The sequence below is a fragment of the Roseibium album genome (assembly GCF_965233825.1).
GTDB lineage: Bacteria > Pseudomonadota > Alphaproteobacteria > Rhizobiales > Stappiaceae > Roseibium > Roseibium album.
On the sequence record NZ_OZ247583.1, the window covers coordinates 5372405 to 5398295 of the forward strand.

At 55.9% G+C, this 25891-nt stretch carries 19 protein-coding genes and 1 riboswitch; of the genes, 10 read left to right on the forward strand and 9 right to left on the reverse strand.

Translation table 11 applies throughout. From position 1 onward, the window contains the following. Positions 1–5: 5 nt before the first annotated feature. Positions 6–272 (reverse strand): GIY-YIG nuclease family protein, encoded by a 267-nt coding sequence (locus ACO6TI_RS24725; RefSeq protein ID WP_422385331.1) that lies wholly within the window; start codon positions 270–272, stop codon positions 6–8. A 467-nt stretch (positions 273–739) separates the two neighbouring features. Here ACO6TI_RS24725 and ACO6TI_RS24730 point away from each other — a divergent pair, with 467 nt between their 5' ends. After that, the gene (locus tag ACO6TI_RS24730; RefSeq protein ID WP_422383571.1) at positions 740–1321 is read left to right on the forward strand and encodes a hypothetical protein; all 582 of its coding nucleotides are present in this window, start codon (positions 740–742) and stop codon (positions 1319–1321) included. A gap of 132 nt (positions 1322–1453) precedes the next feature. Next, positions 1454–3679, forward strand: coding sequence for an NADP-dependent isocitrate dehydrogenase (locus ACO6TI_RS24735; RefSeq protein WP_422383572.1), 2226 nt, complete (start codon positions 1454–1456; stop codon positions 3677–3679). A gap of 288 nt (positions 3680–3967) precedes the next feature. Here ACO6TI_RS24735 and ACO6TI_RS24740 read toward each other — a convergent pair whose 3' ends face one another. Next, positions 3968–4924: an AraC family transcriptional regulator gene (locus ACO6TI_RS24740; RefSeq protein ID WP_104702099.1), complete on the reverse strand. Its 957-nt coding sequence runs from the start codon at positions 4922–4924 to the stop codon at positions 3968–3970. Positions 4925–5103: 179 nt separating this feature from the next. Between ACO6TI_RS24740 and ACO6TI_RS24745 the strand changes: the two genes are divergently transcribed. From ACO6TI_RS24745 to ACO6TI_RS24770, 6 genes are all read left to right on the forward strand, one after another. Next, positions 5104–5475 (forward strand): hypothetical protein, encoded by a 372-nt coding sequence (locus ACO6TI_RS24745; protein WP_055116430.1) that lies wholly within the window; start codon positions 5104–5106, stop codon positions 5473–5475. 218 nt (positions 5476–5693) lie between these two features. After that, the gene (locus tag ACO6TI_RS24750; RefSeq protein WP_422383573.1) at positions 5694–6179 is read left to right on the forward strand and encodes a YHS domain-containing (seleno)protein; all 486 of its coding nucleotides are present in this window, start codon (positions 5694–5696) and stop codon (positions 6177–6179) included. Positions 6180–6557: 378 nt separating this feature from the next. Further along, positions 6558–7754, forward strand: a complete 1197-nt coding sequence (locus tag ACO6TI_RS24755) for an RNA ligase RtcB family protein (protein ID WP_422383574.1) — start codon at positions 6558–6560, stop codon at positions 7752–7754. Continuing rightward, positions 7751–8413 carry a peptide chain release factor H gene (gene prfH / locus ACO6TI_RS24760; protein WP_197000346.1) on the forward strand — a complete coding sequence of 221 codons (663 nt, stop codon included), beginning with the start codon at positions 7751–7753 and terminating at the stop codon, positions 8411–8413. The genes ACO6TI_RS24755 and prfH overlap by 4 nt, the downstream gene beginning before the upstream one ends. After that, positions 8410–9018: a dimethylsulfonioproprionate lyase family protein gene (locus ACO6TI_RS24765; protein WP_422383575.1), complete on the forward strand. Its 609-nt coding sequence runs from the start codon at positions 8410–8412 to the stop codon at positions 9016–9018. The genes prfH and ACO6TI_RS24765 overlap by 4 nt, the downstream gene beginning before the upstream one ends. Before the next feature lie 134 nt (positions 9019–9152). Beyond that, the gene (locus ACO6TI_RS24770) at positions 9153–9878 is read left to right on the forward strand and encodes an HAD family hydrolase (RefSeq protein ID WP_197000348.1); all 726 of its coding nucleotides are present in this window, start codon (positions 9153–9155) and stop codon (positions 9876–9878) included. A gap of 79 nt (positions 9879–9957) precedes the next feature. Here ACO6TI_RS24770 and ACO6TI_RS24775 read toward each other — a convergent pair whose 3' ends face one another. Both ACO6TI_RS24775 and ACO6TI_RS24780 read right to left on the reverse strand, forming a co-directional pair. Further along, positions 9958–10638, reverse strand: a complete 681-nt coding sequence (locus ACO6TI_RS24775; RefSeq protein ID WP_055116442.1) for an energy-coupling factor ABC transporter permease — start codon at positions 10636–10638, stop codon at positions 9958–9960. Between the two features lie 51 nt (positions 10639–10689). Continuing rightward, positions 10690–10903: riboswitch (cobalamin riboswitch) on the reverse strand. Positions 10904–11139: 236 nt separating this feature from the next. Beyond that, positions 11140–16974, reverse strand: a complete 5835-nt coding sequence (locus ACO6TI_RS24780) for an Ig-like domain-containing protein (RefSeq protein WP_422383576.1) — start codon at positions 16972–16974, stop codon at positions 11140–11142. A 571-nt stretch (positions 16975–17545) separates the two neighbouring features. Here ACO6TI_RS24780 and ACO6TI_RS24785 point away from each other — a divergent pair. Then, on the forward strand, positions 17546–18763 hold the full coding sequence (locus tag ACO6TI_RS24785) for an NADP-dependent isocitrate dehydrogenase (protein WP_055116446.1): 1218 nt from the start codon (positions 17546–17548) through the stop codon (positions 18761–18763). 22 nt (positions 18764–18785) lie between these two features. Here ACO6TI_RS24785 and ACO6TI_RS24790 read toward each other — a convergent pair whose 3' ends face one another. Both ACO6TI_RS24790 and ACO6TI_RS24795 read right to left on the reverse strand, forming a co-directional pair. Continuing rightward, entirely contained in the window at positions 18786–19139 is a 354-nt protein-coding gene (locus tag ACO6TI_RS24790; RefSeq protein WP_197000876.1) for a hypothetical protein, read from the reverse strand. A gap of 82 nt (positions 19140–19221) precedes the next feature. Next, complete coding sequence (locus ACO6TI_RS24795) at positions 19222–20769, reverse strand: S8 family serine peptidase (RefSeq protein ID WP_104702110.1); 1548 nt, start codon at positions 20767–20769, stop codon at positions 19222–19224. A gap of 506 nt (positions 20770–21275) precedes the next feature. Here ACO6TI_RS24795 and ACO6TI_RS24800 point away from each other — a divergent pair. Beyond that, positions 21276–21914, forward strand: coding sequence for a glutathione S-transferase family protein (locus ACO6TI_RS24800; protein WP_348315182.1), 639 nt, complete (start codon positions 21276–21278; stop codon positions 21912–21914). Between the two features lie 246 nt (positions 21915–22160). Here the strand turns inward: ACO6TI_RS24800 and ACO6TI_RS24805 are convergent, their stop codons facing one another. The 3 genes from ACO6TI_RS24805 to ACO6TI_RS24815 form a co-directional block, all read right to left on the reverse strand. Further along, a complete protein-coding gene (locus ACO6TI_RS24805; protein ID WP_144436008.1) occupies positions 22161–22460 on the reverse strand; it encodes a hypothetical protein in 300 nt (99 codons plus the stop codon). Positions 22461–22553: 93 nt separating this feature from the next. Continuing rightward, complete coding sequence (locus ACO6TI_RS24810) at positions 22554–24560, reverse strand: methyl-accepting chemotaxis protein (RefSeq protein WP_348315184.1); 2007 nt, start codon at positions 24558–24560, stop codon at positions 22554–22556. Positions 24561–25165: 605 nt separating this feature from the next. Then, positions 25166–25864, reverse strand: a complete 699-nt coding sequence (locus ACO6TI_RS24815) for an aspartate/glutamate racemase family protein (RefSeq protein ID WP_196899710.1) — start codon at positions 25862–25864, stop codon at positions 25166–25168. Positions 25865–25891: the final 27 nt, after the last annotated feature.

A 25891-nucleotide genomic window follows, 5' to 3' on the forward strand; every position in this document is an offset into this window, starting at 1 on the left:
GACTTTCACGAAAGCCCTAATGAAAGATCATCCCAGTTGGGATTGCGTTCTTCGATCAGGCTTATCTTCCAAGCCCGTTTCCAGCGCTTGATCTGCTTTTCACGCTTGATCGCCTGCTCGATCTCCTCATGGATTTCGAAATAAACGAGCCTATGGGCACCGTATTTCGCGGTAAACGCGCTGCCTCTTCCTTCACGATGCTCATAAAGGCGCTTTAACAAGGCATTGGTAACACCAACATAAAGCGTTCCGCCAAGGTCGCTCGCCAGAATGTAAACTTAGTACTGCTGATCGAGATGCAAGCCTGCCTCGCTTCTTCGCCAGAATGTCTCAGAATACCCAGATTTGTCATCCCTGCGAAAGCAGGCATCGAGTAAACACAAATCGCTTCGAACCAAAACTCTGCGGGTTACTGAGATTACTGGTTCCCGGCTCGCGCTGCGCTTGGCCGGGATGACAACAATCGAAAAGACTATTTGCTCCAATTCAAGACAACAACTCTCTCCAATTTGTCATCCCTGCGCAGGCAGGGATCCAGTAGACACCAAACCATGAAGTTGGCATTGAAAAATCGCGTCCGGAGTTTGGCGCTTTCATACTGTAAATGCTGTAGGAAGACTATCTAAGCAAATTGACGGCAAAACCATTTTGGATTCGTTCCACGAGACCGTAACGCACAATTAAAACTTGGAGTTTATATGGCACATCGACCACAATCGCCCCAACATGAACTCCGAAAATGCAAATTGATCCCAGCGAGACCATCAAGATCAGACGTTCAGTCAGATATCTCTTACTTGGCTTTGTAATATCGTTGCCTTTATCAATACTGTGTGCGTTTGCTTGTTATCACTCAATTGCAACAGGAGAATTTCTAACCAAAGGAGGACTGTCTACGGCGTTTGGAACTCTCTTTTTTGGTGCGATTGCTTTTTTCAGTATTACGCAACTGTGGAATGCGGACAGACCAGTCATCATGATCGGCCCGGCCGGTTTTTTCGATAAGCGCGTATTCGAGAAAGCAGTTCCCTGGCACGAAATAACTGAAATACGTGTTGATGAGTTTGGATTTTTTGGTGCCCTTTTTATCGAAGTAACCGATAGGATTTATCTTCTTCCGCGCTACCGGATACTGTTCAAAACGTGGTTCAATCAAGGGCCTGGTGCCAGTGGTTCTTATCCGCTCGACGGGTTGGCCTTTGATCGCGAAAAGTTAGGTTTTCTTCTTGATCAATATTCATCCGCTTGGCGCCACCCGCCAGACAACATGCAGCCATCCGCTCTGAACGTTGTCGATAGACATTTCCCGCCCGTTTGCTAGAACGTGCCCGATCAACGGCCTTTGTCTTTAGAAGGGCTGGCTTTTGATTGCGTACAATTGTATACGCTGGTCGAAATTCCGTCCGGGGACGCCGAAAAGTCCTCGCCGACCCCACTTCGAACACTGGGAAATGTGAGCACCATGGCCGATATCATCTACACCAAGGTCGACGAAGCGCCCGAACTGGCAAGCGCCTCGTTCCTGCCCATCATCCGCACCTTCACCAAGGCGGCCGGGCTCACTATCGGCACCCGGGACATTTCTCTCGCAGGCCGCATCCTGGCGAATTTCCCCGAGTATCTGACCGACACTCAGAAACAGTCCGATGCTCTTGCGGAACTTGGCCAGATGGTGAAGCAGCCGGACGCCAACGTCATCAAGCTGCCGAACATCTCCGCTTCCCAGCCTCAGCTGAATGCCGCGATCGCCGAACTCCAGTCGCAAGGCTATAAGCTGCCCGATTATCCGTCTGACCCGGCGAACGAGGAAGAAAAGACGATCAAGTCGAAATACGACGCCATCAAGGGCTCCGCCGTTAACCCGGTTCTGCGCGAAGGCAATTCCGACCGCCGCGCACCCAAGGCAGTCAAGGAATATGCCAAGAAGAACCCCCACCGCATGGGGTCATGGGCGACATCTTCAAAAACACATGTCGCCACGATGGGCGAAAATGACTTCCGCTCGAACGAAAAGTCGGTCACGGTCCCGGCCGTTTCCACCGGTGCCGCCAAGATCGAGTTCGACGCAAAAGGTGGCGACCTGACGGTACTGAAAACAGACTGGCCGCTGGAAGAAGGCGACGTCATCGACGCGACCTACATGAGCGTCAAGGCGCTGAAAGCGTTTCTTGAAAAGGAAATCGAGGACGCCCGGGACCAGGGTGTCCTGTTCTCGCTGCACCTCAAGGCCACCATGATGAAGGTCTCCGACCCGATCCTCTTCGGCCATTGCGTCAAGGCCTTCCTGAAGGACGTCTTTGAAAAACACGCCGCCACCTTTGCCGAACTCGGTGTCAACCCGGATCTCGGTGTCGGCGACCTGGAAGCCAAGGTCGCGACGCTGCCGGCGGACAAGCGCGCCGAGGTTGAAGCCGATATCAAGGCAGCACTCGACAACGGCCCGGACCTCTACATGGTGAACTCCGACAAGGGCATCACCAACCTGCATGTGTCTTCTGACGTCATCATCGACGCTTCCATGCCGGCGCTGATCCGCGCCGGTGGCAAGGGCTGGGGCCCGGACGGCAAGGAACAAGACGCCAAATGCGTCATTCCAGATTCCTCCTACGCCGGCGTCTATTCCGCCGTCATCGATTTCTGCCGTGAAAACGGTGCGCTGGATCCATCCAAGATGGGGACAGTGCCAAATGTCGGCCTGATGGCCCAGAAGGCCGAGGAATACGGTTCTCACCCGCAGACCTTCAAGGCGCCTGCCGACGGGACCATCCGCATTGTTGATGAAGCCGGCAACACGCTGATTTCACACGAAGTCGAGGAAGGTGATGTCTGGCGCGCGTGCCGCACAAAGGATGCGCCGATCCGTGACTGGGTCAAGCTCGGCGTCTCCCGCTCGCGTCTTTCCGGCATGCCGGGCATCTTCTGGCTCAACGAGAACCGCGCCCATGACGCGGAGCTGATCAAGAAGGTCAACACCTACCTGCCGGAGCACGACACGTCCGGTCTGGACCTGAAAATCATGGCTCCGACGGAAGCGGCAAAATACACCACCGAACGCATTGCCCGCGGCGAGGACACGATTGCAATTACCGGCAATGTCCTGCGCGATTACCTGACCGACCTTTATCCGATCCTGGAAGTCGGCACGTCGGCGAAGATGTTGTCGATCGTCCCGCTGATGAACGGTGGTGGCCTGTTCGAGACCGGTGCCGGTGGCTCCGCACCCAAGCACGTCCAGCAGCTTCAGGAGGAAAATTACCTCCGCTGGGATTCACTCGGTGAATTCTGTGCCCTTGGCGCGTCGCTCGAACATCTCGCCAATGCCAAGGACAACGCCAAGGCACAGGTCCTGGCAGATGCTCTCGATACGGCGATTGAAGGCCTGCTCGACAACGGCAAGTCGCCCGCGCGCCGCGTCGGCGGCCTCGACAACCGGGGCAGTCATTTCTACATCGCGCTCTATTGGGCAAAGGCGCTTGCCGCCCAGGACAAGGACGCGGAGCTGAAGGCTCACTTCACACCGATTGCCGAGGCGCTATCCTCCAACGAAGACAAGATCGTCGGCGAACTCAACAGCGTCCAGGGCTCTTCGGCAGACACCGGCGGCTACTACCACGCGCCGCAGGCGAAGGTCGACGCAGTGATGCGCCCGAGCGCAACGCTGAACGGCATTATCGGCTAAGCAACAAAACATGATTGCGATCGCGAGGGGCGGAATTTTCCGCCCTTTTGTTTTTTAGGATGAAGTTTGAAAATCCTGCACATCGTGGACAGTCACAACTCGCGTCGTCCCGGATCTTCGCTCCCCCGCGTCCGGGGTCGCCCCTGAAGGACAAGGTGAACAACGGTGTTTCTGCGCGTCCCCGGGGATTGGTGACAGCACTGTCTCGAAGGATGAGCTCAAAATCGGGAAGACTGCAGCCCTTTGTCGACTGCCGGACATGGGTTGGCGGCCATCAGCACGAAACCATCATATTCGCTCCGCAGCCACGTCCGCCCCCATGCGCCGCATCTGGCCCGGTGTCTGGTTGAACTGGCGCTTGAAGGCGCGGTTGAAGGCAGCTTCCGAGGCGTAGCCGATATTCTCCGCGATATCGATCAGCGGCAGGTCGGTGTCGTGGATGTCCCGGCGGGCCTTTTCCATGCGCCAATGCGTGACATAGGCAAGCGGCGTCATGCCGACGAGATCGGTAAAGCGTTCGGCAAACACGGTGCGTGACATACCCGCCTCACGAGCCAGCGTTTCCACGGTCCAGGGCTGTTCGGGAGCCAGGTGGATCTGGGACATCGACCGCCCCAGCTTCGGGTTGAGCACTGCGGCGAGGCACCCTGCCCGGTCACCCTGCTGGTCGACAAATGTACGCACAACCTGGATGAAGATGATCTCCGTCAGCCTGTGGACGATGGCGTCGGAGCCGGGCATGGTCGCGCGAACCTCGCTTGCAACGAAGCGCATCACCGTTTCCAGCCAGAAGGCGTTCATCGTCTGCGTATTGGGAACATGAATGACCTGCGGCAGCGCTTCCAGAATCGGATGAACCGAGCCGTCCTCGAACTCGAAGTGGCCGCAAAAAAGCTTGCAGCTCTGCTCTTCTTCCGGGCCACCGAAATACAGCGCACCTTCCCCCGTATAGCCGGTCTCCTGAAGCACCCGGTCGACGGAAGTGGGTTCCCGGCCAAGCTCGTCGCACAGGATATGGGCTGCACCGTGCGGAATGACCACCAGGTCTCCGGTCGCAAGATAGATGGGCGAAGCATAGCCCTCAACCTTGAGCCAACAGGCTCCACGCATGGCCATGTGGAACCGGGCAACATTGCCGAATGCCGGTACCTGCACTGCCCAGGGCGGTGAGAAGTTGGTGTGAAAATAGATCGACCCACGCAGCTTCAGCGCGTCAAGGATCTGGCTAAGGGCGTCATGTCTCATGCGTTTCCATCTTCGGTAATGTCTCCCCCTGTTGTGCGGGATTTACCTATCTATCGCAAGTGTCCCGGACGATCAGTCAATTTTCAGGGACTTTCGTGCATGGATCAATCGGATGGTGCGGATCATCTTAAGCCACGAGAGGCACACGCCTCCAACCAGCCTTTATCCAGGAGCCTGACATGAACATTCGCTTTGTCACAAAAAACATCCATGCCTATCTGGACTATCCGGTCGCGCTCGGCCTGATTGGTTTGCCGGTGGTCCTCAATCTCGGCCAGTCCAACCCGCTCGCTTTCTGGCTGTCGGTTGTCACCGGCGTTGCGGCATTGATCCTGACCATGTTGACCGATCACGAAACCGGCCTGATCCGGGTCGTACCCTATTCGTTTCACCTGATCGTCGATTTTGCGGTCGGTGTCGTCTTCCTGGCCGCTCCGTTCGTCCTCGGCTTCAAGGGCATCGACTTCGCCTACTACGTCGTCAACGCCCTCGCCGTTCTGACCGTCGTCTCCCTTCACAAGCCGGAAGCCGCCGAACCGCAGGCCGCGTAAAATGTGATGACCTCACCTGCGATCAACGCCTTCCCGGCATCTGAACCTGAAAAGCACCGGCTCCCCGCCGGTGTTTTCTTTTTGCGTACAAGCCGGACGATCGGCAAATTCTGGAGGGGTTTTGAGCATGGATCAATCAAAATTCTGAACGCAAAGTACACATGTCTGGTGCAAAGACCGGCCGAACGACTTACAGATCCAGATTAGGAGAATTCAATATGTCCCTGTCCAAGACGCTTGTCGCCGCAACGCTTCTGAGCATTGCGAACCTGTCCAGCCCGGCCTTTTCGGCCGACGAATACAACACATCCAGCGGCCTTACGGCTGCAGGTGCCCCGCTTGGCATGCATGGTGTAGATCCCGTCACCTTCGTCAATCTCGGCAACCGGATTGACGGCGCGGCCCGTCACACGGCGGTTCACGACGGTGTTGCCTATTATTTCTCCTCCAAGGAGACCATGGACAAGTTCACCGCAAAGCCGGCTGCGTACTTGCCGCAAAACGGCGGCTTCTGCACGTTCGGCGTTTCGGTTGGCAAGAAGTTCGACGGCGATCCCCAGTTTGCGGCCATCGTCGACGGCAAGCTCTATCTCTTCCTGAACGAGGAGATCTTTCGTGAATTCCAGAAGGACGAGGCAGGGACCATCGCCAAGGCCGACGAAAACTGGAAAAAGATCCGCACAACCGCCGCCAAGGATCTTTGATCGGTTTTGATCCCGACGGCAAGAAACAGAGTCACTCCCTGACGATTTCAGGCGCGCCCAGTGGTGCGCCTGATCTTTTTCGTCCCCGGGCATGTCCGGCCGGCCTGACCTCGTTGCACAACCACAACACCCACCAGCGAACTGTCCGCTCTGAAGGCTGGCGGGTTGTGGTTTGCGTGGCCAAGGCTTATGTGACTGCGACCGCGCCAAGCGGCACAATGACTTTTGAAGACGGGACAGAAAGACATGACGATCATGTTGCGCGCGCCCAGGACGGCGGCAAACCTGTACTGATCCGCGCTCGCGGTGCGGTGGAGGCAATCCGGTGCAAGACTGACTTGCACCCGATGTATTTCCTGTTTTCAAAAGGGTTCCCAAATGGGCACTTCTCAAAAGGAAGGGCTAGCGTCTTCAAGTGATGCTGCGCCCATCCATCGTTTCTATTCCAGGACCACCTGGATCGAAGGCGCGGCTGAAGAACAGCTCGATCTTGTCTCCAGGTTGGCCGGTGTGTCGCATGTCGCCGCGTTTCCGGACCTCCACCCAGGCAAATACGGCCCGGTCGGCAGCGCAATTCTGGCTGACCGCATCTATCCTCAACTGATCGGCAACGATATCGGCTGTGGCATGAGCCTGTTTGCGCTCGACCTGCCGGCCCGCAAACTGCGGCTCGACAAGGCCGCACAGAAAATCCGTGTGCTGGAAGAACCGTGGCATGGAGACCCCGGCGCTTGTCTTGCAGCTGATGGCCTGCCGACTGATCTTCATCCGGTCGCGCTTGGGACCATTGGCGGCGGCAACCATTTCTGTGAATTGCAGGAGCTCGACAGCTTGTCCGATGATTGCCTGCTTGCGGGCACGGATATCAGGAAAGGCGACCTGATGCTGCTGGTGCACTCCGGGTCCAGATCACTTGGCATGGCCGTGTTCGGTACGGTTCTGGAGAGTTTTTCCGGGCTGGACCTCGACAGCACCGTCGGACGGACCTACCTGGCAGCGCACAACGACGCGGTTCGCTGGGCGAGCCTCAATAGAAGGCTGATTGCCGAAAGAGCCGCGCGTGCGCTCCGCTCGGACCTTCGGCTGGTTGCGGACGCACCCCACAACTTGATTGAGGAGCACGACGACGGGCTTCTGCACAGGAAGGGCGCGGCAAAAGCCGACATGCCGCTGGTTCCGCTCGCCGGATCCCGGGATGCCCTTAGCTATCTGCTGGTGCCAAAGGCCAACAGGCCGGAGGCACTCGCCTCGCTTGCCCACGGCTCGGGCCGAAAATATGATCGCCGGTCGATGGCCGGTCGCGCCGGAACGACCCGTTCCGACCGGGACGGATTGATCCGGACATCGTTTGGTGGACACGTCATCTGCGAGGATCGCCAGCTCCTCATCGAGGAAGCACCGAACGCGTACAAGGATCCTAACCAGGTGCTGGACGACCTGCGGACGTCCGATTTGGCACAATCTGTTGCAACGCTGAAACCGCTGTTGACGTTCAAGAAGGCGGTGAACCGGGAACTCGCAGCCGCGCGGCGGGACAAACACGGTCGCCTGAAGGATAGGAGGGCGATGCGATGAGCACTTCCAGTCGAAAGCACCTCCTGGTGACAAGCGGTGACGGTCCCCGTGAATGCCGCAGGGCCGTCGCCCACGTTCTTCGTCAAATGGAACACGAGGCAAGGCGAGCCGACTTGCGGTTCAGTTCAGATGTGTCAGGTGGCTGCGACGGCGCGGATCCGTCATCCGCGCTGGTTACACTGTCCGGAAATCAGATGCCGGAATTCACGAACACCTGGATCGGCACCGTCCAATGGATCTGTAAAAGCCCCTTCCGCGCACATCACAGACGGCAGAACTGGTATGTCGGCGTGTTTTCGGTCGACAATTCGGACCTGCCGGAGATCGATCTGGAGACCGGTGCGCTCAGGATCGAGACCTTCCGCTCCGGTGGTCCCGGTGGTCAGCACCAGAACACCACCGACAGTGGAGTCCGGGTCACACACCTGCCGACCGGACTGGTTGCCGTCTCCACCGACGAACGCTCTCAACACAGAAACCGTAGAGTTGCCCTTGACCGGCTGGTGGCACGGTTCATCCTCAAGCGAGAGGAGAACCTTGCGCGGGACCGGTCGGCGCAGAACCAGTTGCACAGGTTGCTGGAGCGCGGCAATCCCGTCAGGGTCTTCAAGGGTGAACGTTTTGCCGAAATGAAAAATCAGTCTGGAGGCCGCAGATGACGTTAGCAGCAAAGGAACGCCTGGCCTTCGACGCCCTGCTTCTGGCAATTGCATCGGCTTTCAGCGCGGAAGGAAGATCGGGCGGTGACGCAGCCGCAGTCAGGCTTAGAGCTGCGTCGAAGCGGCCTTTTTACGCAAGGCCTGCACGAGACCACCCCGGTGCACTGCTTCGGCAGGTATGTGCACTCGACAACGCCATCGACTGCGCAAGGCTTGTGCTCGGATGCGCGGCCAGTCTCGACTGGGAACACTGGCAAGGCACCGGGCTTGCCGACGACGTTTCAAACAGCCTCTACACCACGGAGTTGCTCGGTCCGGACGGGCATGTCCGGGACAACGAGGTTCGCGTTGGCCTGCTCGTCTCCGAGGCCGGGACCGACTACCCGCCTTCCAGCCACGCCGCGGAAGAAACATACTTTGTGATCGCCGGGAATGCCGAGTGGGTTCTCGAAGGCGCGCCATATGGGCAAGCGCCGCCCGGGTCCTTTGTTCATCATCCGGCGGGGGCAGTACACGGACGCAGGACATTGTCCGAACCGTTTCTCGGTGCATGGCGCTGGAGTGGAAATCTTGATCTGGCGAGCTTTGGGGTTGCTCGCCGGTAGAATTGCCGTTGTTGTCGCAGCCGCTGATTTTTTTTCACATCTGAAAATGCCGCTTTTGCGATCTCCCTGCAGAGAGAAATTCGAATAGAGTGCCGATGTCACCCAAAGAGTCAAAGCACACATCAGAGGCCCGCATGACGTCTGAAGAACTGCGAAGAAAAAAAGCCGCAACAAAAGCGATCCTCTTCGACAAGGACGGCACCCTGCTCGACTTCGACGCAACCTGGACACCTGCCTACGAGGAAGCGGCGAGGCTGGCTTCAAGAGGTGTGACAACCGATGCAGAGCGGTTTCTTGAGCTGACCGGACTGGATCTTGCAACGCGCAGATCGGAGGCCGGGTCGCTGCTTGCTGCGGGCAATTCTGAAGAAATCGCCGAGGCCTGGATAGCCGGAGGTGCGGATTTTGGCCTCGCGGATCTGACCACTGAGCTCGACCGCATATTTGTTTCAAAAATGCATGATGCCGCCCCTCTGCCTGGCATTCGAGAGGCAGTGGATGCGCTCCTGGCGCGTGGCTTCAGGCTGGGGGTTGCTTCAAGCGACAGCGAAGCTGCAATCCGCGCCTTTCTGGAGGGCACGAACCTTGCACCGAAATTCGACTTCGTGACGGGGTATGACACAGGTCACGGTCCCAAACCTGAACCCGGCATGGTGCATGGATTTGCCGACGCGATCAGCGTTCCCACGTCTGGAATCGCGGTCATCGGCGACAACACCCACGACATCGAAATGGCTCATGCTGCCGGTGCCGGCCTGACGATCGGAGTTCTGACAGGAACGAGCGCACGGCAGGAACTTTCGCCGCATGCGGATGTTGTTCTGGAAAGTGCAGCCGACCTGATCGGGTTTTTCCCCTGAACCGATACCACCAGTGCCATCGCCAAAAAAAAGGGCGGCCCGTTGCCGCCCTTTCCCGTATTTGAAAACAGCCCGCGTTTCAGGCAGCAGGTTGGTGAAGACGGCTGTTGAACGCCATCGTTCTTGTGAATGGTGCCAGTGTCTTGGCTCCCGCAAGAACGGCCAGGTCCAGAAGGGGCTCACCCAGAACGACCAGCATGTAGGCAATTCCGAAAGTCCCGACTGACGCCAGGTTTTCTGCGCCGAAACCCTGTCCGTAAAATGCCCAGAAGGCGACCCAGGCGACAACACCCCCCTGATAGGTCGTCGACAGCGCCAGGGCCTGCGCATAGGAGACATCCACATAGGCCGTTTTTTCAGGGATGATTTTCTTTGCCAGCAGGCTCACGGCCCACAGCGGCACGATCAGAGTTGTCACGTTGATGCCGTATTGCGGCAGATCGAACGGAGCGATGAGGAAACCCTGCAGGGCAAGGCCGGCGGCCAGGCCGATCGCCGCAGGTCCCGCACCGAACATCAGGAACAGGGTTGCGCCGAGAATGAAGTGCACCTCGGACACTCCGACCGGGTAATGCGGCAGCAGCTCGAAAAAGCTGAAGACCAGAAGCGAGGTAATCAGGGAACGGACGGCAAGACCGGAAACACCACTTTTGCGCACCGTATCAAGCGCGAGTTTTCCGAGTAGACCGAAGGAAGCGGCAGCCGTGCCATAGCTGAGTACGATTTTGGCACCATCAACGATGCCAGGTTCGATATGCATGTTTTTCTCCTTTGCGCACCCTCCGTGCGCGATAGGTTTCCTGAATTGGTCGGAGCGACCGTTTGGATGGCAGGTTTCCTGGCTTACGGGTCCTTGCGCAGCCCGCCTTCCCGGCCATATCGGCCAGTGGCATGTCGGGCTTTGCTCGCCGCTCACAGTTGCGGGGGCAGCCACGGTCTAGGCCCCTGTTGGGTACGCCTCACCGTGTTCCCATTTCATCCGCCTTCACGTTCGTATCGGCGGAACCATCCATAAGCGAGGATTGCCTCTTTCCAGGAACAGGTGCAAGCGCATTTTTGCCGTGAGCCGTCGAAATGCGGCATCGTCACATATTTTCCACGGGCGTTGCCCGGTCATGTCTTGAACGAAGCCGGCTGATGCAAATTTGACGCATGACGGAAGTCACGGGAGCCGACCTGGCCACCCTTCCATCACGCAAAAAGGCAGACAGGAGATCCACCTGTCTGCCCGGTCCACGGTATCGCAGTGCCGATAAACGGATCAAACCATAAGGGTCATATCGTCAAGTATGACGCCATAATTGGACGTTACAACGACCTCATCAACTTCATCGAAGATCTCATCGGACAGGGAAAGCGTCTTTTCTTTGTTTGCGCGAATGCGGAAATCTTCCACACCGACGAGTTCGCCATCCAGATAACCTTCTACGGTGACAGTCGCCTTGCGCCAGCCCAAAGCCGTGAAGGTTGCTTCTTCGAAATCGAAGCTTTCGCCGTCGGCACGCGCAAATGAAAGGCTGTCACCATAGCTGCGTCCTGCGTAATCTCCTTCCGAGACACCCCGAGTGCGGGCCGTCACGTAGGTGTTGGTGAAGACGAATTCATCTTCTTCGTCAAACCAGCGACACGGAGAGCCGCCTTCGAAACCGATGTGGGTCTCCACCGGTGACGTTCCCTCGCCATTGAGGGTTATTTCCACTTCGGCCGTGTCGGTTCCGCCATTGCTGTCTGCAACGTCATAGACAAAGATGTCGGTTGCCGTTTCACCGTCGGAAAGATGGTCAAATGCACCATTCGGATCATAGCTGAACGTGCCGTCGCTCGCGAATGTGACAATGGCGCCTGAAGCGAGAACTGCCGTGCCGTCGGATCGGCCGGCAACGGTCTGCAAGGACATTTCGCCACCGTCCGGATCATTGTCGTTGCCCAGAAGGTTACCGCTCACAACACCAGATTCGTTCGTCGCGAAACTGTCATCGAACGCGACGGGCCCCTGATTGCCTCCGGACGGTCCTTCCGTCTGCGTCACCAGTGAGATGTTGTCGACATAAAAGGGTTTGTCCCTTCGGCTGCTCACCACCACTTCATCGACGCTGTCGAACCTTTCATCCAGTTCAAGTTCGTAAGTGCCTTTTGAGTTGATGCGAACCTTCATCGATCCGACAAGAACACCGTCATCATAGGCTTCAACAGTCACGCGCGCCCTGCGGGTCACGGATTGAAGCAAAATGCCGTCAAGATCGAAATCCGAGCCACCTGCCGAAATCGTGAAGCCTGATGTCGCCCCGGACAGGGAGCCTGCCAATTGGCCATCTGTCGTGACGTTGATCCCCGCGAGTGAGAATCCTGCCTCGCCCATGTATTCACCAGGTGCCAGACCTTCGAAATCGATGACCACCGGCTTGTCGGTGCCCGGAACCGGATCCGGAATCGGGTCCTCATCGGGTGTTGTCTCACCGTCAATGGTAAGGTTCACCGTCGCCGTATCAAGGCCACCGTTACCGTCCGAGACCTGATAGGTGAAGCTGTCGGCGCCCTTTTCACCGGCGTCGAGTTCGTCAAACGCGCCATTCGGATCATAGTCAAATGTTCCGTCGGCATTCACCGTCAGCAGCGCACCGGAATCCAGCACGATCTGCGAGCCGACCGAAGCGGAAGAGCCGTTGACGGAGGCAACCGACAGGCCGTCACCATCTGCATCCGTATCATTGGCAAGAAGGTTCTGGCCGGAAAGCAGGCCATCCTCACCGACAGTGTAGCTGTCGTCGGCCGAGACCGGTGCCGTGTTGTCATGCGATCCTTCAATGGTGATCGTCACCGTTGCCGGTTCGGAGTTCCCCTCGCCGTCGCTGGCAACATAAGAGAATGTCTCCGTTGCGGTCTCTTCATCGTCCAGGTGATCAAAGGCACCGTTCTGGTCATAAGAGAATGTGCCGTCGGCATTCACCGTCAGCAGTGCGCCGGAATCCAGCACGATCTGGGAACCGACCGAAGCGGAAGAGCCGTTGACGGAGGCAACCGACAGGCCGTCACCATCGGCATCCGTATCATTGGCAAGAAGGTTCTGGCCGGAAAGCAGGCCATCCTCACCGACAGTGTAGCTGTCGTCGGCCGAGACCGGTGCCGTGTTGTCATGCGATCCTTCAATGGTGATCGTCACCGTTGCCGGTTCGGAGTTCCCCTCTCCGTCACTGGCAACATAGCTGAAGGTCTCCGTTGCAGTCTCTTCATCGCCCAGGTGATCGAATGCACCGTTCTGGTCATAAGAGAACGTGCCGTCGGCATTCACCGTCAGCAGCGCACCGGAATCCAGCACGATCTGCGAGCCGACTGAAGCGGAAGAGCCGTTGACCGACGCCACCGACAGGCCTTCTCCGTCGGCATCCGTATCATTGGCAAGAAGGTTCTGGCCGGAAAGCAGGCCATCCTCGCCAACAGTATAGCTGTCGTCGGCCGAGACCGGTGCCGTGTTGTCATGCGATCCTTCAATGGTGATCGTCACCGTTGCCGGTTCGGAGTTCCCCTCGCCGTCACTGGCAACATAGCTGAAGGTCTCCGTTGCAGTCTCTTCATCGCCCAGGTGATCGAATGCACCGTTCTGGTCATAGGAGAACGTGCCGTCGGCATTCACCGTCAGCAGCGCACCGGAATCCAGCACGATCTGCGAGCCGACCGAAGCGGAAGAGCCATTGACCGACGCCACCGACAGGCCGTCACCATCGGCATCCGTATCATTGGCAAGAAGGTTCTGGCCGGAAAGCAGACCATCCTCACCGACAGTGTAGCTGTCGTCGGCCGAGACCGGTGCCGTGTTGTCATGCGATCCTTCAATGGTGATCGTCACCGTTGCCGGTTCGGAGTTCCCCTCGCCGTCACTGGCAACATAGCTGAAGGTCTCCGTTGCGGTCTCTTCATCGCCCAGGTGATCGAATGCACCGTTCTGGTCATAGTCAAATGTTCCGTCGGCATTCACCGTCAGCAGCGCACCGGAATCCAGCACGATCTGGGAACCGACCGAAGCGGAAGAGCCGTTGACCGAGGCAACCGACAGACCGTCGCCATCGGCATCCGTATCATTGGCAAGAAGGTTCTGGCCGGAAAGCAGGCCATCCTCACCGACAGTGTAGCTGTCGTCGGCCGAGACCGGTGCCGTGTTGTCATGCGATCCTTCAATGGTGATCGTCACCGTTGCCGGTTCGGAGTTCCCCTCGCCGTCGCTGGCAACATAAGAGAATGTCTCCGTTGCGGTCTCTTCATCGTCCAGGTGATCAAAGGCACCGTTCTGGTCATAAGAGAATGTGCCGTCGGCATTCACCGTCAGCAGTGCGCCGGAATCCAGCACGATCTGGGAACCGACCGAAGCGGAAGAGCCGTTGACGGAGGCAACCGACAGGCCGTCACCATCGGCATCCGTATCATTGGCAAGAAGGTTCTGGCCGGAAAGCAGGCCATCCTCACCGACAGTGTAGCTGTCGTCGGCCGAGACCGGTGCCGTGTTGTCATGCGATCCTTCAATGGTGATCGTCACCGTTGCCGGTTCGGAGTTCCCCTCTCCGTCACTGGCAACATAGCTGAAGGTCTCCGTTGCAGTCTCTTCATCGCCCAGGTGATCGAATGCACCGTTCTGGTCATAAGAGAACGTGCCGTCGGCATTCACCGTCAGCAGCGCACCGGAATCCAGCACGATCTGCGAGCCGACTGAAGCGGAAGAGCCGTTGACCGACGCCACCGACAGGCCGTCACCATCGGCATCCGTATCATTGGCAAGAAGGTTCTGGCCGGAAAGCAGACCATCCTCACCGACAGTGTAGCTGTCGTCGGCCGAGACCGGTGCCGTGTTGTCATGCGATCCTTCAATGGTGATCGTCACCGTTGCCGGTTCGGAGTTCCCCTCGCCGTCACTGGCAACATAGCTGAAGGTCTCCGTTGCGGTCTCTTCATCGCCCAGGTGATCGAATGCACCGTTCTGGTCATAGTCAAATGTTCCGTCGGCATTCACCGTCAGCAGCGCACCGGAATCCAGCACGATCTGGGAACCGACCGAAGCGGAAGAGCCGTTGACCGAGGCAACCGACAGACCGTCGCCATCGGCATCCGTATCATTGGCAAGAAGGTTCTGGCCGGAAAGCAGGCCATCCTCGCCAACGGTGTAACCGTCGTTTTCAGCATCGGGCGCGGAATTCGTGTCCGCCTCGAGCGAATCCAGGATGGACTGATGGCTGACTGTCTGATCTGCAAACCCAAGCCACTCGACCGTAAACTCCACAAGGTCCACGGCAACATTGATGACCTGAAGGAACGAGCCGCTCACTGCAAAACTGTAGTCCGAAAAATTGCCGGAGAAGATAGCCGTATCCGTTCCCGATCCACCGAGATAAGTGTCATTGCCCGCGCTGTCGTGGAATGTATCGTTGCCACCATTCCCGGTCAGGGTATTGTCGGCACTATTGCCATGGAACGTCTCCGCTCCCGAACCGCCGATCGCGTTTTCAATGATCGTGCCTTCCGCAATTGTCAGGTTTCCGGTTCTGCCGCCGATGCTTGATACCGAAGGTCCCGTTGACTGACTGTCGCTTGGCGCAAGGTTGATTACGGAATTGTTGCCATAGCCCGACAGGTCGAGCGTATCGATGCCACCGCTGTCGACAATTGTTGACGCGGTCCTGTGCGCATAGCTTGACCATTGCGCCCAGATATCACTCACATCGGACGTTACCGTCGTGTTGAAGCCCCAGGTCGTGTTTTCTGTAAATGCATTCGAAACGCCGTAACCTTGTGACCCGTAGATCGCATCCAGCGCCATCCAGTCGACGGACATCGGTGTTTGCAAAAGCGCACCCGACGCATCTACATTCGTATTCTCTGTCTGGCTGAAATAGGACATCATCGATGCCTGCCAGCTGTCATTTGCAAAATTGTTGCTGACACCGAAGGTCGCAGAGCCGTTGTAGTTGCCCTGGTGACCGAGGCCGAGCGCATGACCGATCTCGTGGAAGATCGTTTGCAGCGTGTAGTCGTTGTAGGTCGACGTTCCCCCCGACCAGGAGCTGGCAACATTCACATAGCTCGCCGCAATTGTGCCGCTGCTGTAGTAGCTGTAGTTGGCCCAGGCACCGGAGGAATTGTCGCTGAAGAAAAAATCGACTTCAGACGTGTTTGTCGAAGTCGTTTCTTCGAAATCAATGCCAAGCGTCGCTTCGAACAACTTGAAGGCCTCACGCACCAGAACCTTGCGTTCTTCGGTGATGCCATTGCTGTCGGAGGAAAAACCGGAGAGGTTGTAATGGAGAACGCCATTGTTGGCGTCGGTTCCGGATGTTCCAAGATTGTGGGACAATGTCCCTTCCGAATTGGAAACATTCAGTCCCTTGTCCGCCCAGTAACCGCTGGTCAGATAGTCTGCCATATCTCCCAGCGTAGACGGCGCGGAAGTCGTTCCAGTCGAGCTCAGACCCGCTTCAGAATCCGCATTGAGCGTCACGCTGCTTTCTTCCCGGGCACCACATCCCGGGCATGGGCAGGTTTGATCATGCAGGATAATGCCGTCGTCACCAACCGCTGGGGCAAAGGCTTCGAAAACCGATGCCGTGCTGTCGCCTTCCCCCGGCTGCGCAGCCTGCTCAGTGGAACGGGCATCATGATCGGTGTTTTCGGTAGCGCCCCCCGGTTCAGCTACCGGGGTATTTGTGTCCGGTCTCGCAGGTTGGTTGCCTTCACCGTTCGCGTCAGGTTCGCCATCAAAGAGTGAATCGAAAAGCGCCTTGAGCGGGCTGTCGTTTCCGGCATCGCTCATGTCAGGCTCAACAGAAGAACCAGAAGCGTCGTCTTCCACTTCAGCGACATCAGTGTCGGTAGGATCTTCCTTGCGGGATCGCGCTGATTTCCACGCCGGGCCTGATCCGAGAAACTGTATCCAACGTGCGCCGAACGAAGTTGCGCCGGAAATGTCCGTGTCTTCCGGGTCGATCGCCGGTGTCCCTTGAGAAATCTCTGAAGACCACCGCCCCGACTTGAAACTCGCGGCAACGGAAGACCCGAAGACAGCCTGTGGAATGACTGGACCGTTTTTGAACCCAAAATTAAATGCCGGATGCATGAAGCCTCTCAAAACAGGTTTCCCTAGATCCGCAAAATCAAAAATCCTGCAGCAGACGGCCCATACTCTGGGTTACGGAAAGCAAGCTATCCACCAACTTGGGGTATATAAAAAATAGTATTGCAAAGTATAATTTTTTAAAATTTGAATTTTATTTGTGTATATTCTCAAATTCTATAAGTTAACAAAATGTAAATAGTCAAAATACATTCATTTGAACAAGAGTAAACACTTTGAAGCAAAATCTCTTTCGGGCTGGAACACCCGCAAATTTACCACTGATAAAGGTTATGAAAGCGCTTCACCCATTGTTCATTCGATATCTTTCAAAGCATGTCAGAGGCAAAAAAAATCAGATTATCTTTCATTTTGTTCTGTAGACGCGCTGTTTCGAAGCGTCATATGCCCTAACCGGCAAAAAAAACGCAATCTCAGTCGAGCGGGAATGGAGCGTGTTGCATTGCAAACTTCGATTGTATACAAGCGCGCACAATTGTTTTCCGGTACAACTCTGTATCGCAAGACTTCGTTCGCCGATCCCGGCACCTAATCCCGCGAGGCACATCCGTCCATGGCAAAGATCAAAGTCGAAAATCCGGTCGTCGAACTCGATGGCGACGAGATGACACGTATCATCTGGACCTTCATCAAGGACAAGCTGATCCATCCCTATCTCGACATCGATCTGCAGTATTACGACCTCTCCATTCAAAAGCGCGACGAAACCGACGACCAGATCACCGTCGACGCAGCCAATGCCATCAAGGAGCACGGGGTTGGGATCAAATGCGCAACCATCACGCCCGATGAAGCCCGTGTCGAGGAATTCGACCTCAAGCGCATGTACCGGTCTCCCAACGGCACGATCCGCAATATTCTGGGAGGCGTCATTTTCCGCGAACCGATCATCATGCAGAACGTCCCTCGGCTGGTTCCCGGTTGGACACAGCCGATCATCGTCGGCCGCCATGCCTTTGGCGATCAATATCGAGCGACAGATTTCACGTTCCCGGGCAAGGGCAAGCTGACAATCAAGTTTGTCGGCGAGGACGGAACCGAAATCGAGCGCGACGTCTATGACGCCCCCTCCTCCGGTGTCGCAATGGCCATGTACAATCTTGATGACTCGATCCGTGATTTCGCCCGCGCGTCACTGAACTACGCGCTGCAACGCAAGGTGCCCTGCTATCTTTCCACCAAGAACACGATTCTCAAGGCTTATGACGGGCGTTTCAAGGATCTTTTCCAGGAGATCTACGATGCCGAATTCAAGGACGGATATGCTGATGCGGGTATCTGGTATGAGCATCGCCTGATCGATGACATGGTCGCCTCTGCACTCAAGTGGTCAGGCGGTTATGTCTGGGCCTGCAAGAACTATGACGGTGATGTCCAATCCGACACAGTTGCGCAAGGGTTCGGTTCTCTCGGTCTGATGACTTCGGTTCTGATGACACCAGACGGCAAGACCGTGGAAGCGGAAGCTGCCCATGGCACGGTTACGCGTCACTATCGCCAGCATCAGAAGGGCGAAAGCACGTCGACCAATTCGATCGCCTCGATCTTCGCCTGGACCCGTGGCCTTGCCCACCGGGCGAAACTAGACGGCAATGACAAGCTGGCCGGTTTTGCCAGGACGCTTGAAAGCGTTTGTATCAAAACCGTTGAATCCGGTTACATGACCAAGGATCTTGCCTTGCTCGTGGGTCCGGATCAGGGCTGGCTGACGACAACGGGTTTTCTCGACAAGATCGATGAAAACCTGGCGAAGGAAATGGCGGATCTCTAGTGCGTGGATCCGCGTCGCAATGTCAAAAGAATGAAGGCGATGGTGGTACGATCACGTCCGCGACATAGTCGCTGACATTGGCCGGCATCCGGGTGGCGTGGGCTGCAACACCCACCGCCTCCGCACCGGCCTCAATTCCGAATGTCTCGACAAATTTCGTTCTGGACCCCTCGATTGAAATCGTCGTCCCGTCATCTCCGGTGACCCGAAAGCCAAATCCTTCCAGCGCCTTGCGCGCGGTGTCGCGGACTTCCGGGGGGACCCTGTATTTGTCTATCACGCTGGCGGTCAGCGCCTCTTGTGCATCCAGGATGGACGTTCCGTCGGCTCGTTTGAGCACCACCTGCGCGCCGTAGACTGTGTCGTCGTCCGTCATTGGTCTCCACTTTCAGGACAAATTGCCGACAAAGGCATGCGCACCGTGCGCATGCCGATCTTTCCTCAGCCTGCTACAGGCCTTACCTTGAGCGCAAGGTATCTATCATGTCGTCGATAAACTCCTTGGAAAATTCCGGCATGGAGCCCGACGTCACCATTGCCAGCTGTTTCTCGCGTGTGGCGTTGAAGAACGTAGCTGCAACGTCACCCATCGTATTGATATATGCCCATTTGGCATCTGCAAGCCCCGCTCCGGTCGCAAGATCGGGACCGCTCGTGGCGGTGTGACCCATTTGGGTTGTGCCCTTTTTGACGTCACGGGCACTCTTGATCAGGCTGTCCTTTACCTGTGCAGGCGTAAGCGACGCATCCTTTTCAAGGATCAGGGCGCAAATTCCTGCGATCTGCGGACACGCGGCGGAAGTTCCGGAAAACAGTCCCCACCCGTCCGTGTTCGAGCCGGTTGACGGTGCGATGCCATCCAGAGACGCTCCCGACTGGACCGGCAACATCAGGCTTGGCGCTTTGGTTCCGCCGATATTGACGCCTTTGCCGGTCAGCCCGCAAAGGTCGGGCACCTGGCGCCCCGGATACCAGGTTGAATTGAAACTTGAGGCATAACTGGAAGCTTCAAAGTCGTTCTCATCAGGAAGGTTCACGTGGACACCACCGACGGATATCACGTCCGGATGGCTTCCCGGGAACCCGAAGTGACCGTTACCGGCCGAAAAACACACGACAACACCCTGGGCTACCGCATTGGCAACCGCTGCTTCCAGGGGCTTCAGCCAGTTCGGGATCGTGGTCCCGGGTGTATCGACGCTGTAACCCCAGCTGTTTGTCAGAATTTGTGGTTTGGGGTTGGCATTCAACGCCGCATTTATCGCCCCAACTGTATCGTTACCCATCTTGGTCATGCGCAATTTACAGTCCGGCGCACAGGCGAACACGTTGGCACTTTCTCCTGTGCCATGGCCGTTGGTGTCATCGGCCGGGTCCGTCGCCCCCGGGGCCAGGATCGTGGACAGAAGCCTGTAGCCGCGGGAACTGAAAAACGGGTGCCGGTAGTGGCCGGTATCAAGCATCCCGACCACAATGTTCTTGCCTGTCACTCCGAGCCGGTGAACCCGGGCCGCTCTCAACACGACGGCAACACCATCGGGGACCATCAGATAGGGGTAAGCATCCTTGTGAACCGATGCGAGCGGCGGGATCGGGTGAGTCGCGAAATAGGTGGGAGGACGTGCAACAACTGCGCCTTCGATCAGCTTGCTGAATTCGTCGGGCGCATTCATGAGGGCTGCCTCCGGCTCCTCGCTTGTCGCCATGAACTCGACAGTCGTCTCCGGACGGATTTCCGCTTTTTGCTTAGTCAGTTTTGCTCCGAAAAAATCCTTGAAGAGCTTCGCGGTACCGCCGATTGATATTGTTGTTTCGTTCGACGCCTCTTCAAAGACATGGAACCCCGCCCGGCTCAAGGCGCGCTTTGTATCGCGGACGTCCGAAGGATCGGAGTTGAACTGTTTTACATTGTCACTGGTGATCGCTTCCTCCGCGTCAAATAATGTTGTCGGGCCAAGCGAGCGAGGTGAGACCGTGGCAATAACTTCATATTCTCCATTGCTCATGATAAATCTCCCTATAAAAGTCGTTTTTCCATGAAATATAAGACCTGCAGAAATGATGCAGGAGGGTACAATTATTAACAGTACCAGAGAGCTCAACACGAACTAGAGAATAAAAGTATTATTCGAGAACAAAATTCCTCGAAACTATTATAATTTTGTCTTATTAATACAAAAGAACACAACGCAATTACACGTAAGAATAGTCCTGAGTTTTATTCACCTCGGGAACGTCTAAAAAAAGAAACGTAATTGCTTGGCGATAACAAACAAGTGCGCCACAACCTGGAAAAACCTCGCGATCAAAGGCTTTGAACAGCATTTTTCGGCTTGTTCAAGACACGGAAAACAATCGCGTCGTACCCCTCCGGAAAATTAACAGGGCTGAGGCCCGTTGTTCAGTCATTTGACGCAAGCTAATGTCTCTATTGACCGGTCCCTGCTCCGGGGACATGCAACATCGACGGAACCACCAGGCTGATGCCGGCCAACAAGATGAGCGGACACAGATGATCGAATTATTCGGCTCGGACTATTCAGTTTATGTGCGCTCAGCCAGGTTGACGCTTGAGGAAAAGGGCATCGACTACACCCTGTGTCCGATTGATGTCTTCGCGCCCGGTGGCCCACCGGACAGCTATCGGGCGCTGAATCCCTTTGCGAAAATCCCCACTCTAAGGCACGGCACATTCGTCATTTACGAGACCGGCGCCATTATGCGCTATGTCGATGAGCAGCTTGAAGGCCCCGCGCTTCAGCCTGACGACATTCAGGTGCGAGCACGGATGAACCAGATCCTGTCCATCCTGGACGCCTATGCCTATTCGACGCTTGTCTGGGAGATCTATGTCGAGCGTGTGGTGAAGCCGCGCGACGGCAGCGCTCCGGACGAGGTCAGGATCTCATCGGCAATCGGTCAGGCCCGACGAATTGTCACGGCGCTTGAAGAATTGACGCGGTCCGGGCCGTTTCTTCTCGGCAACCAGTTGACCCTCGCTGACTGTCACGCGGCCTCGATGATGCATCTGTTTCAGCAGGCGGAAGAAGGTGCCCTGCTCCTGAAGAGCGCTCCGGTGTTGTCCCGCTGGCTTGAGATGTTCAGATCGAGAGCAAGTTTTGTAAAAACCGCGCCGACTGCCGGCGACTAGAACGCAGTATGATGATTTGAATGTCGCTGATCACCTGGATGAGAAGCAGGAATTTCGATCGATCATAAAAGCCGCAATGCGCTCTTGCAGGCCCAAGGAATTTCCGGTCCGAACCTGACCACAGCCAGGCTGCAGGATCCGATCTGGTCAGCTCCAGAGGAACCCAGATGACGATAGCGGTACTGGCTCGGCGCGTTCAGCCTGAGGTCAATCTGAACAGAACCCGACTGAAGCCTGCATTGCATTTCATCGGTTTTTTCCAAGCACGCAAACACTGCTGGAGTAGTTGTCAATGACGATTGCTACCTGTTTCGCCAGTTTTCGGACGATCACCGCCTCGCTCGGATTTGTTTTTGACAATTCGAGCATTTCAATAATGTTGCGCGACAGTGCAACCACTTCGCCGGACTTGTCGAAATAGCTGTCGACACCATCGGCTTCCCAACAATCCACCAATCTCTGAAAACCGGCGATCAACATTTCATTTTTGGAACTGTCGATATCATCAGAAGGCAGAAATCCCAGGATTGAAACCACTTCACCCATCATTCCCTCCTATTGTTCGCCAGATTTTTCGCCCGATCGATTGTCAGGAAGAATTTTGAAAGGGAGCTGAGATCCACAACTCCCTCCATTGGATCAGGCAGCTCTGACTTCGGCCAGGAACTTCTCGACCTGTGCCTTGAGCTGTTCGGACTTGCTGCTGAGTTCAGATGCCGTCGCTGTCACCTGTGTCGCGGCCGATCCGGTTTCGCTGGCGGCTCGGGTCACCTCCAGAATGTTGGAGGTCACTTCACCGGTTCCAGCTGCTGCCTGTTCGACACTGAGAGCAATTTCCTGAGTTGCAGCGGTCTGCTCTTCGACAGCCGAGGCAATTCCCGAAGCAATCTCGTTGATGTCCGCAATCGTCTTGCCGATACTCTGAATTTCGGCCACCGCGCCTTCTGTCTCTGTCTGAATGCTCGCGATTTGCTGACCGATTTCCTCCGTCGCCTTGCCTGTCTGACTGGCAAGATCCTTGACTTCAGCCGCAACAACGGCAAATCCCTTGCCTGCCTCCCCGGCCCGGGCTGCCTCGATAGTTGCATTGAGCGCAAGCAGGTTGGTTTGCTCCGCAATATCGGAAATCAGTTTAACGACATCGCCAATCTTCTGCGCTGCTATCGCCAGTCCCTGTACCTGCTGGTCGGTACTTGTGGCCTGCTCGACAGCCCGTCCTGCAATTTCAGCGGATTGAGACACCTGGCGGGAGATTTCCTGAATTGAACTGCTCAGTTCTTCGGTCGCACTCGCCACCGTCTGAACGTTTGCGGAGGCATTTTCTGCAGCATTTGCGACTGTCGATGCCCGGTCGTTTGTGTCACTTGCAATGTTCGACATGGAATGAGCGGTTGATTCCATTTCGGTGGAGGCCCCAGCAACTCCTCCCAACAAGTCGGAAACACTTGTGTCGAATTCCTGTGTCAGGTTCTCGATTGCTCGGGAACGGGCTTCCCGCGTTTCAGCCTCCTTGGCCTCTCGATCGGAAAGCTCGTCCGCCTTGATCATGTTTTCCTTGAAGACCTGAACGGCTGCCGCCATCAGGCCAACCTCATCCTTGCGGTTCTGATCCGGAATTTCTGCGGTCTTGTCGCCTTCCGCCAGGGATTTCATCGAGACTGTAATCGAATTGATCGGCTTGGAAATTCCCATCCCGATAAACCAGGCAGCCAGGGAACCAAGAAGGATACTGACGGTGACGATCGCAATCGTTACGGTAACGGCAGTTTCAAGGGCGGCCGTTGTTTTTGGGCCGAGCGAATCCTGCTCTTTTTTCACGCCCAGCTTTAACTGCTCCATTTCCGAAGCAACCTTTGGCCCAACCGTATCAAGCGTCCCGGCGATGATGGCATTTCTCTGAAGTATTGTCTCGCGAACGTCGTTGAAGGCAGAAACGTACTGTACGAAGAGTTGTTCCGCTTCCTGCGCCAGCTCTCTGCGTTCCGAATTTTGCAACGAAGCGATCAGGGTTTCGTAATTGGCGGTAAATTCTTCGGATTCCTTGATTGCCCGTTCGAAGTCCGCCTGCTTGTTGGAAATCAGAAACTTGCCGGAATACAAACGCATCAACAGCAAATTGCGTTGCACGTTCCCGGCATAATAGGCAGCCGTCGCATCATCGTCATCATGCGCGCTTTTCATCACGGCAGTCAGGTCGCGCTCAATTTGCGGTCCAAGAACATCAAGGGAGCCAAGAACCAGCTTGTTTCGCTGCTCCTGAAGCGCTGTGACTTCACCAAACGCCTGGATATATGCCTGCATTTCTTCGGACGCTACGGTGACCGTCTGTTTCTTGGCATCTGAATCGACCATTTCACCAAGTCTTCCGGCGAGATCCAGCGTGCTGGCCGCACGTTTTTCCACTGTCGCAATTGCGTCTTCGGAACCGTTGATAATGAAATTCTTGACCGCCAGCCGTGTTTCCAGAAGGTTCGCCTGAACCCGACCCGCCTGGTTGGCTTGCAAGGCGATTGAGCGGTATCGTTTGAACTGATCATTGCCGCTGCTCAGGTTCAATGCACCTGTCGCCCCCGTCACGACAAGAAGCAATAGTATTATTCCGAAGCCGCCGAAAATTTTCAGCGTGACGGGTATATTCTTGAGCATTTTTTCCACCTCGGAATACGAAAGAATGACTAGCGAACTGAGCGAATCGATAGCGATCGTGTAAGCGCTTACGTAGATGGAGCATAAATTCGCACTTAAGAAATTAACGCATCCTTACGGATTAACTTTTTCAACTTTAGCTAATTGAATATTCAAACACACCTGCGAAAATTGACAGGTAACTTTCTACCAGGTGATGAATTCCGGCGACCCGCTAAACCTTGAATATACATGGCCTAAAGTAGGAGGCGCTTCGGCATCCGGTCGACTTTTTTCGACAGGCCAACCGCTCCCCTGACGCAGTCCGAAGATGTCCGCATGGCCCGATGGCCAACCCGATCTCGGCCCACCGTACAATTGGCTCCCCATGAAATGGCCGCAGAAATCTCAAGAATTGGCGCTGCCGAACTAAACAACACAAAAATTCTTACTAGAAATTAAAGATATAAATGCGATATCTTACATAACAATTTCATAATTTATTTCTTAATTACTTTCAAAACACTCATTATGCGAGGCAGATCAATGCGGTCGTCAGAAGCAGTGATGCAGCTTGGCGTATCCCTATTCGTGAAGCAGGCCTGTCACACTTGAAATTCACACGATCAACCGGTTTCCAGCGCGAATTTCAACGCTGCCCGAGCATGCAGAGCTGTTGTGTCAAATGAGGGAATGCTGAAGTCATCGGCTGATACCAGAAGCCCGATTTCCGTGCAGCCGAAAATGACACCGTCCGCCCCGGCTTCGTGTTCCTTTGCGACGATTTCAAGGAGCGTCTGCTTTGAGTCGGCCCAGATCTCTCCCTTGCACAACTCTTCATAGATGATGCGATGAATTTCCGTTCGGTCGTCCGCATCCGGCACACGCACGTCGATGCCGTGTATGTCTTTCAAGTGTCCCTTGTAGAAGTCCTGCTCCATCGTGTAACCGGTTGCCAGGAGCAGAGGTGTCTTGCAGCCGTTTTCCGTGATCGAAGGCGCCGTCGCATCGGCAATGTGAAGAAGCGGAATGTTGACAGACGCCTCCACGTCTCCGGCCATCTTGTGCATCGTGTTTGTGCAGATGACCAGGCAATCCGCCCCGCCCCGCTCCAATTGACGGGCAGCATTCACCATCATGTCAGTCGCCCTGTCCCAGTCCCCCGATGCCTGTGCAGCCTCGATCTCGGCAAAATCAAAGGACCAGATGAGACATTGCGCCGAATGCAGTCCGCCCAGCTTTTCGCGGGCCATTCTGTTCAGGAACTGATAGTAGGTGACCGTGCTTTCCCAGCTCATTCCGCCAAGCAAACCGATGGTTTTCATGTTAGCCTTTCCGGGATTTCAGGAAGC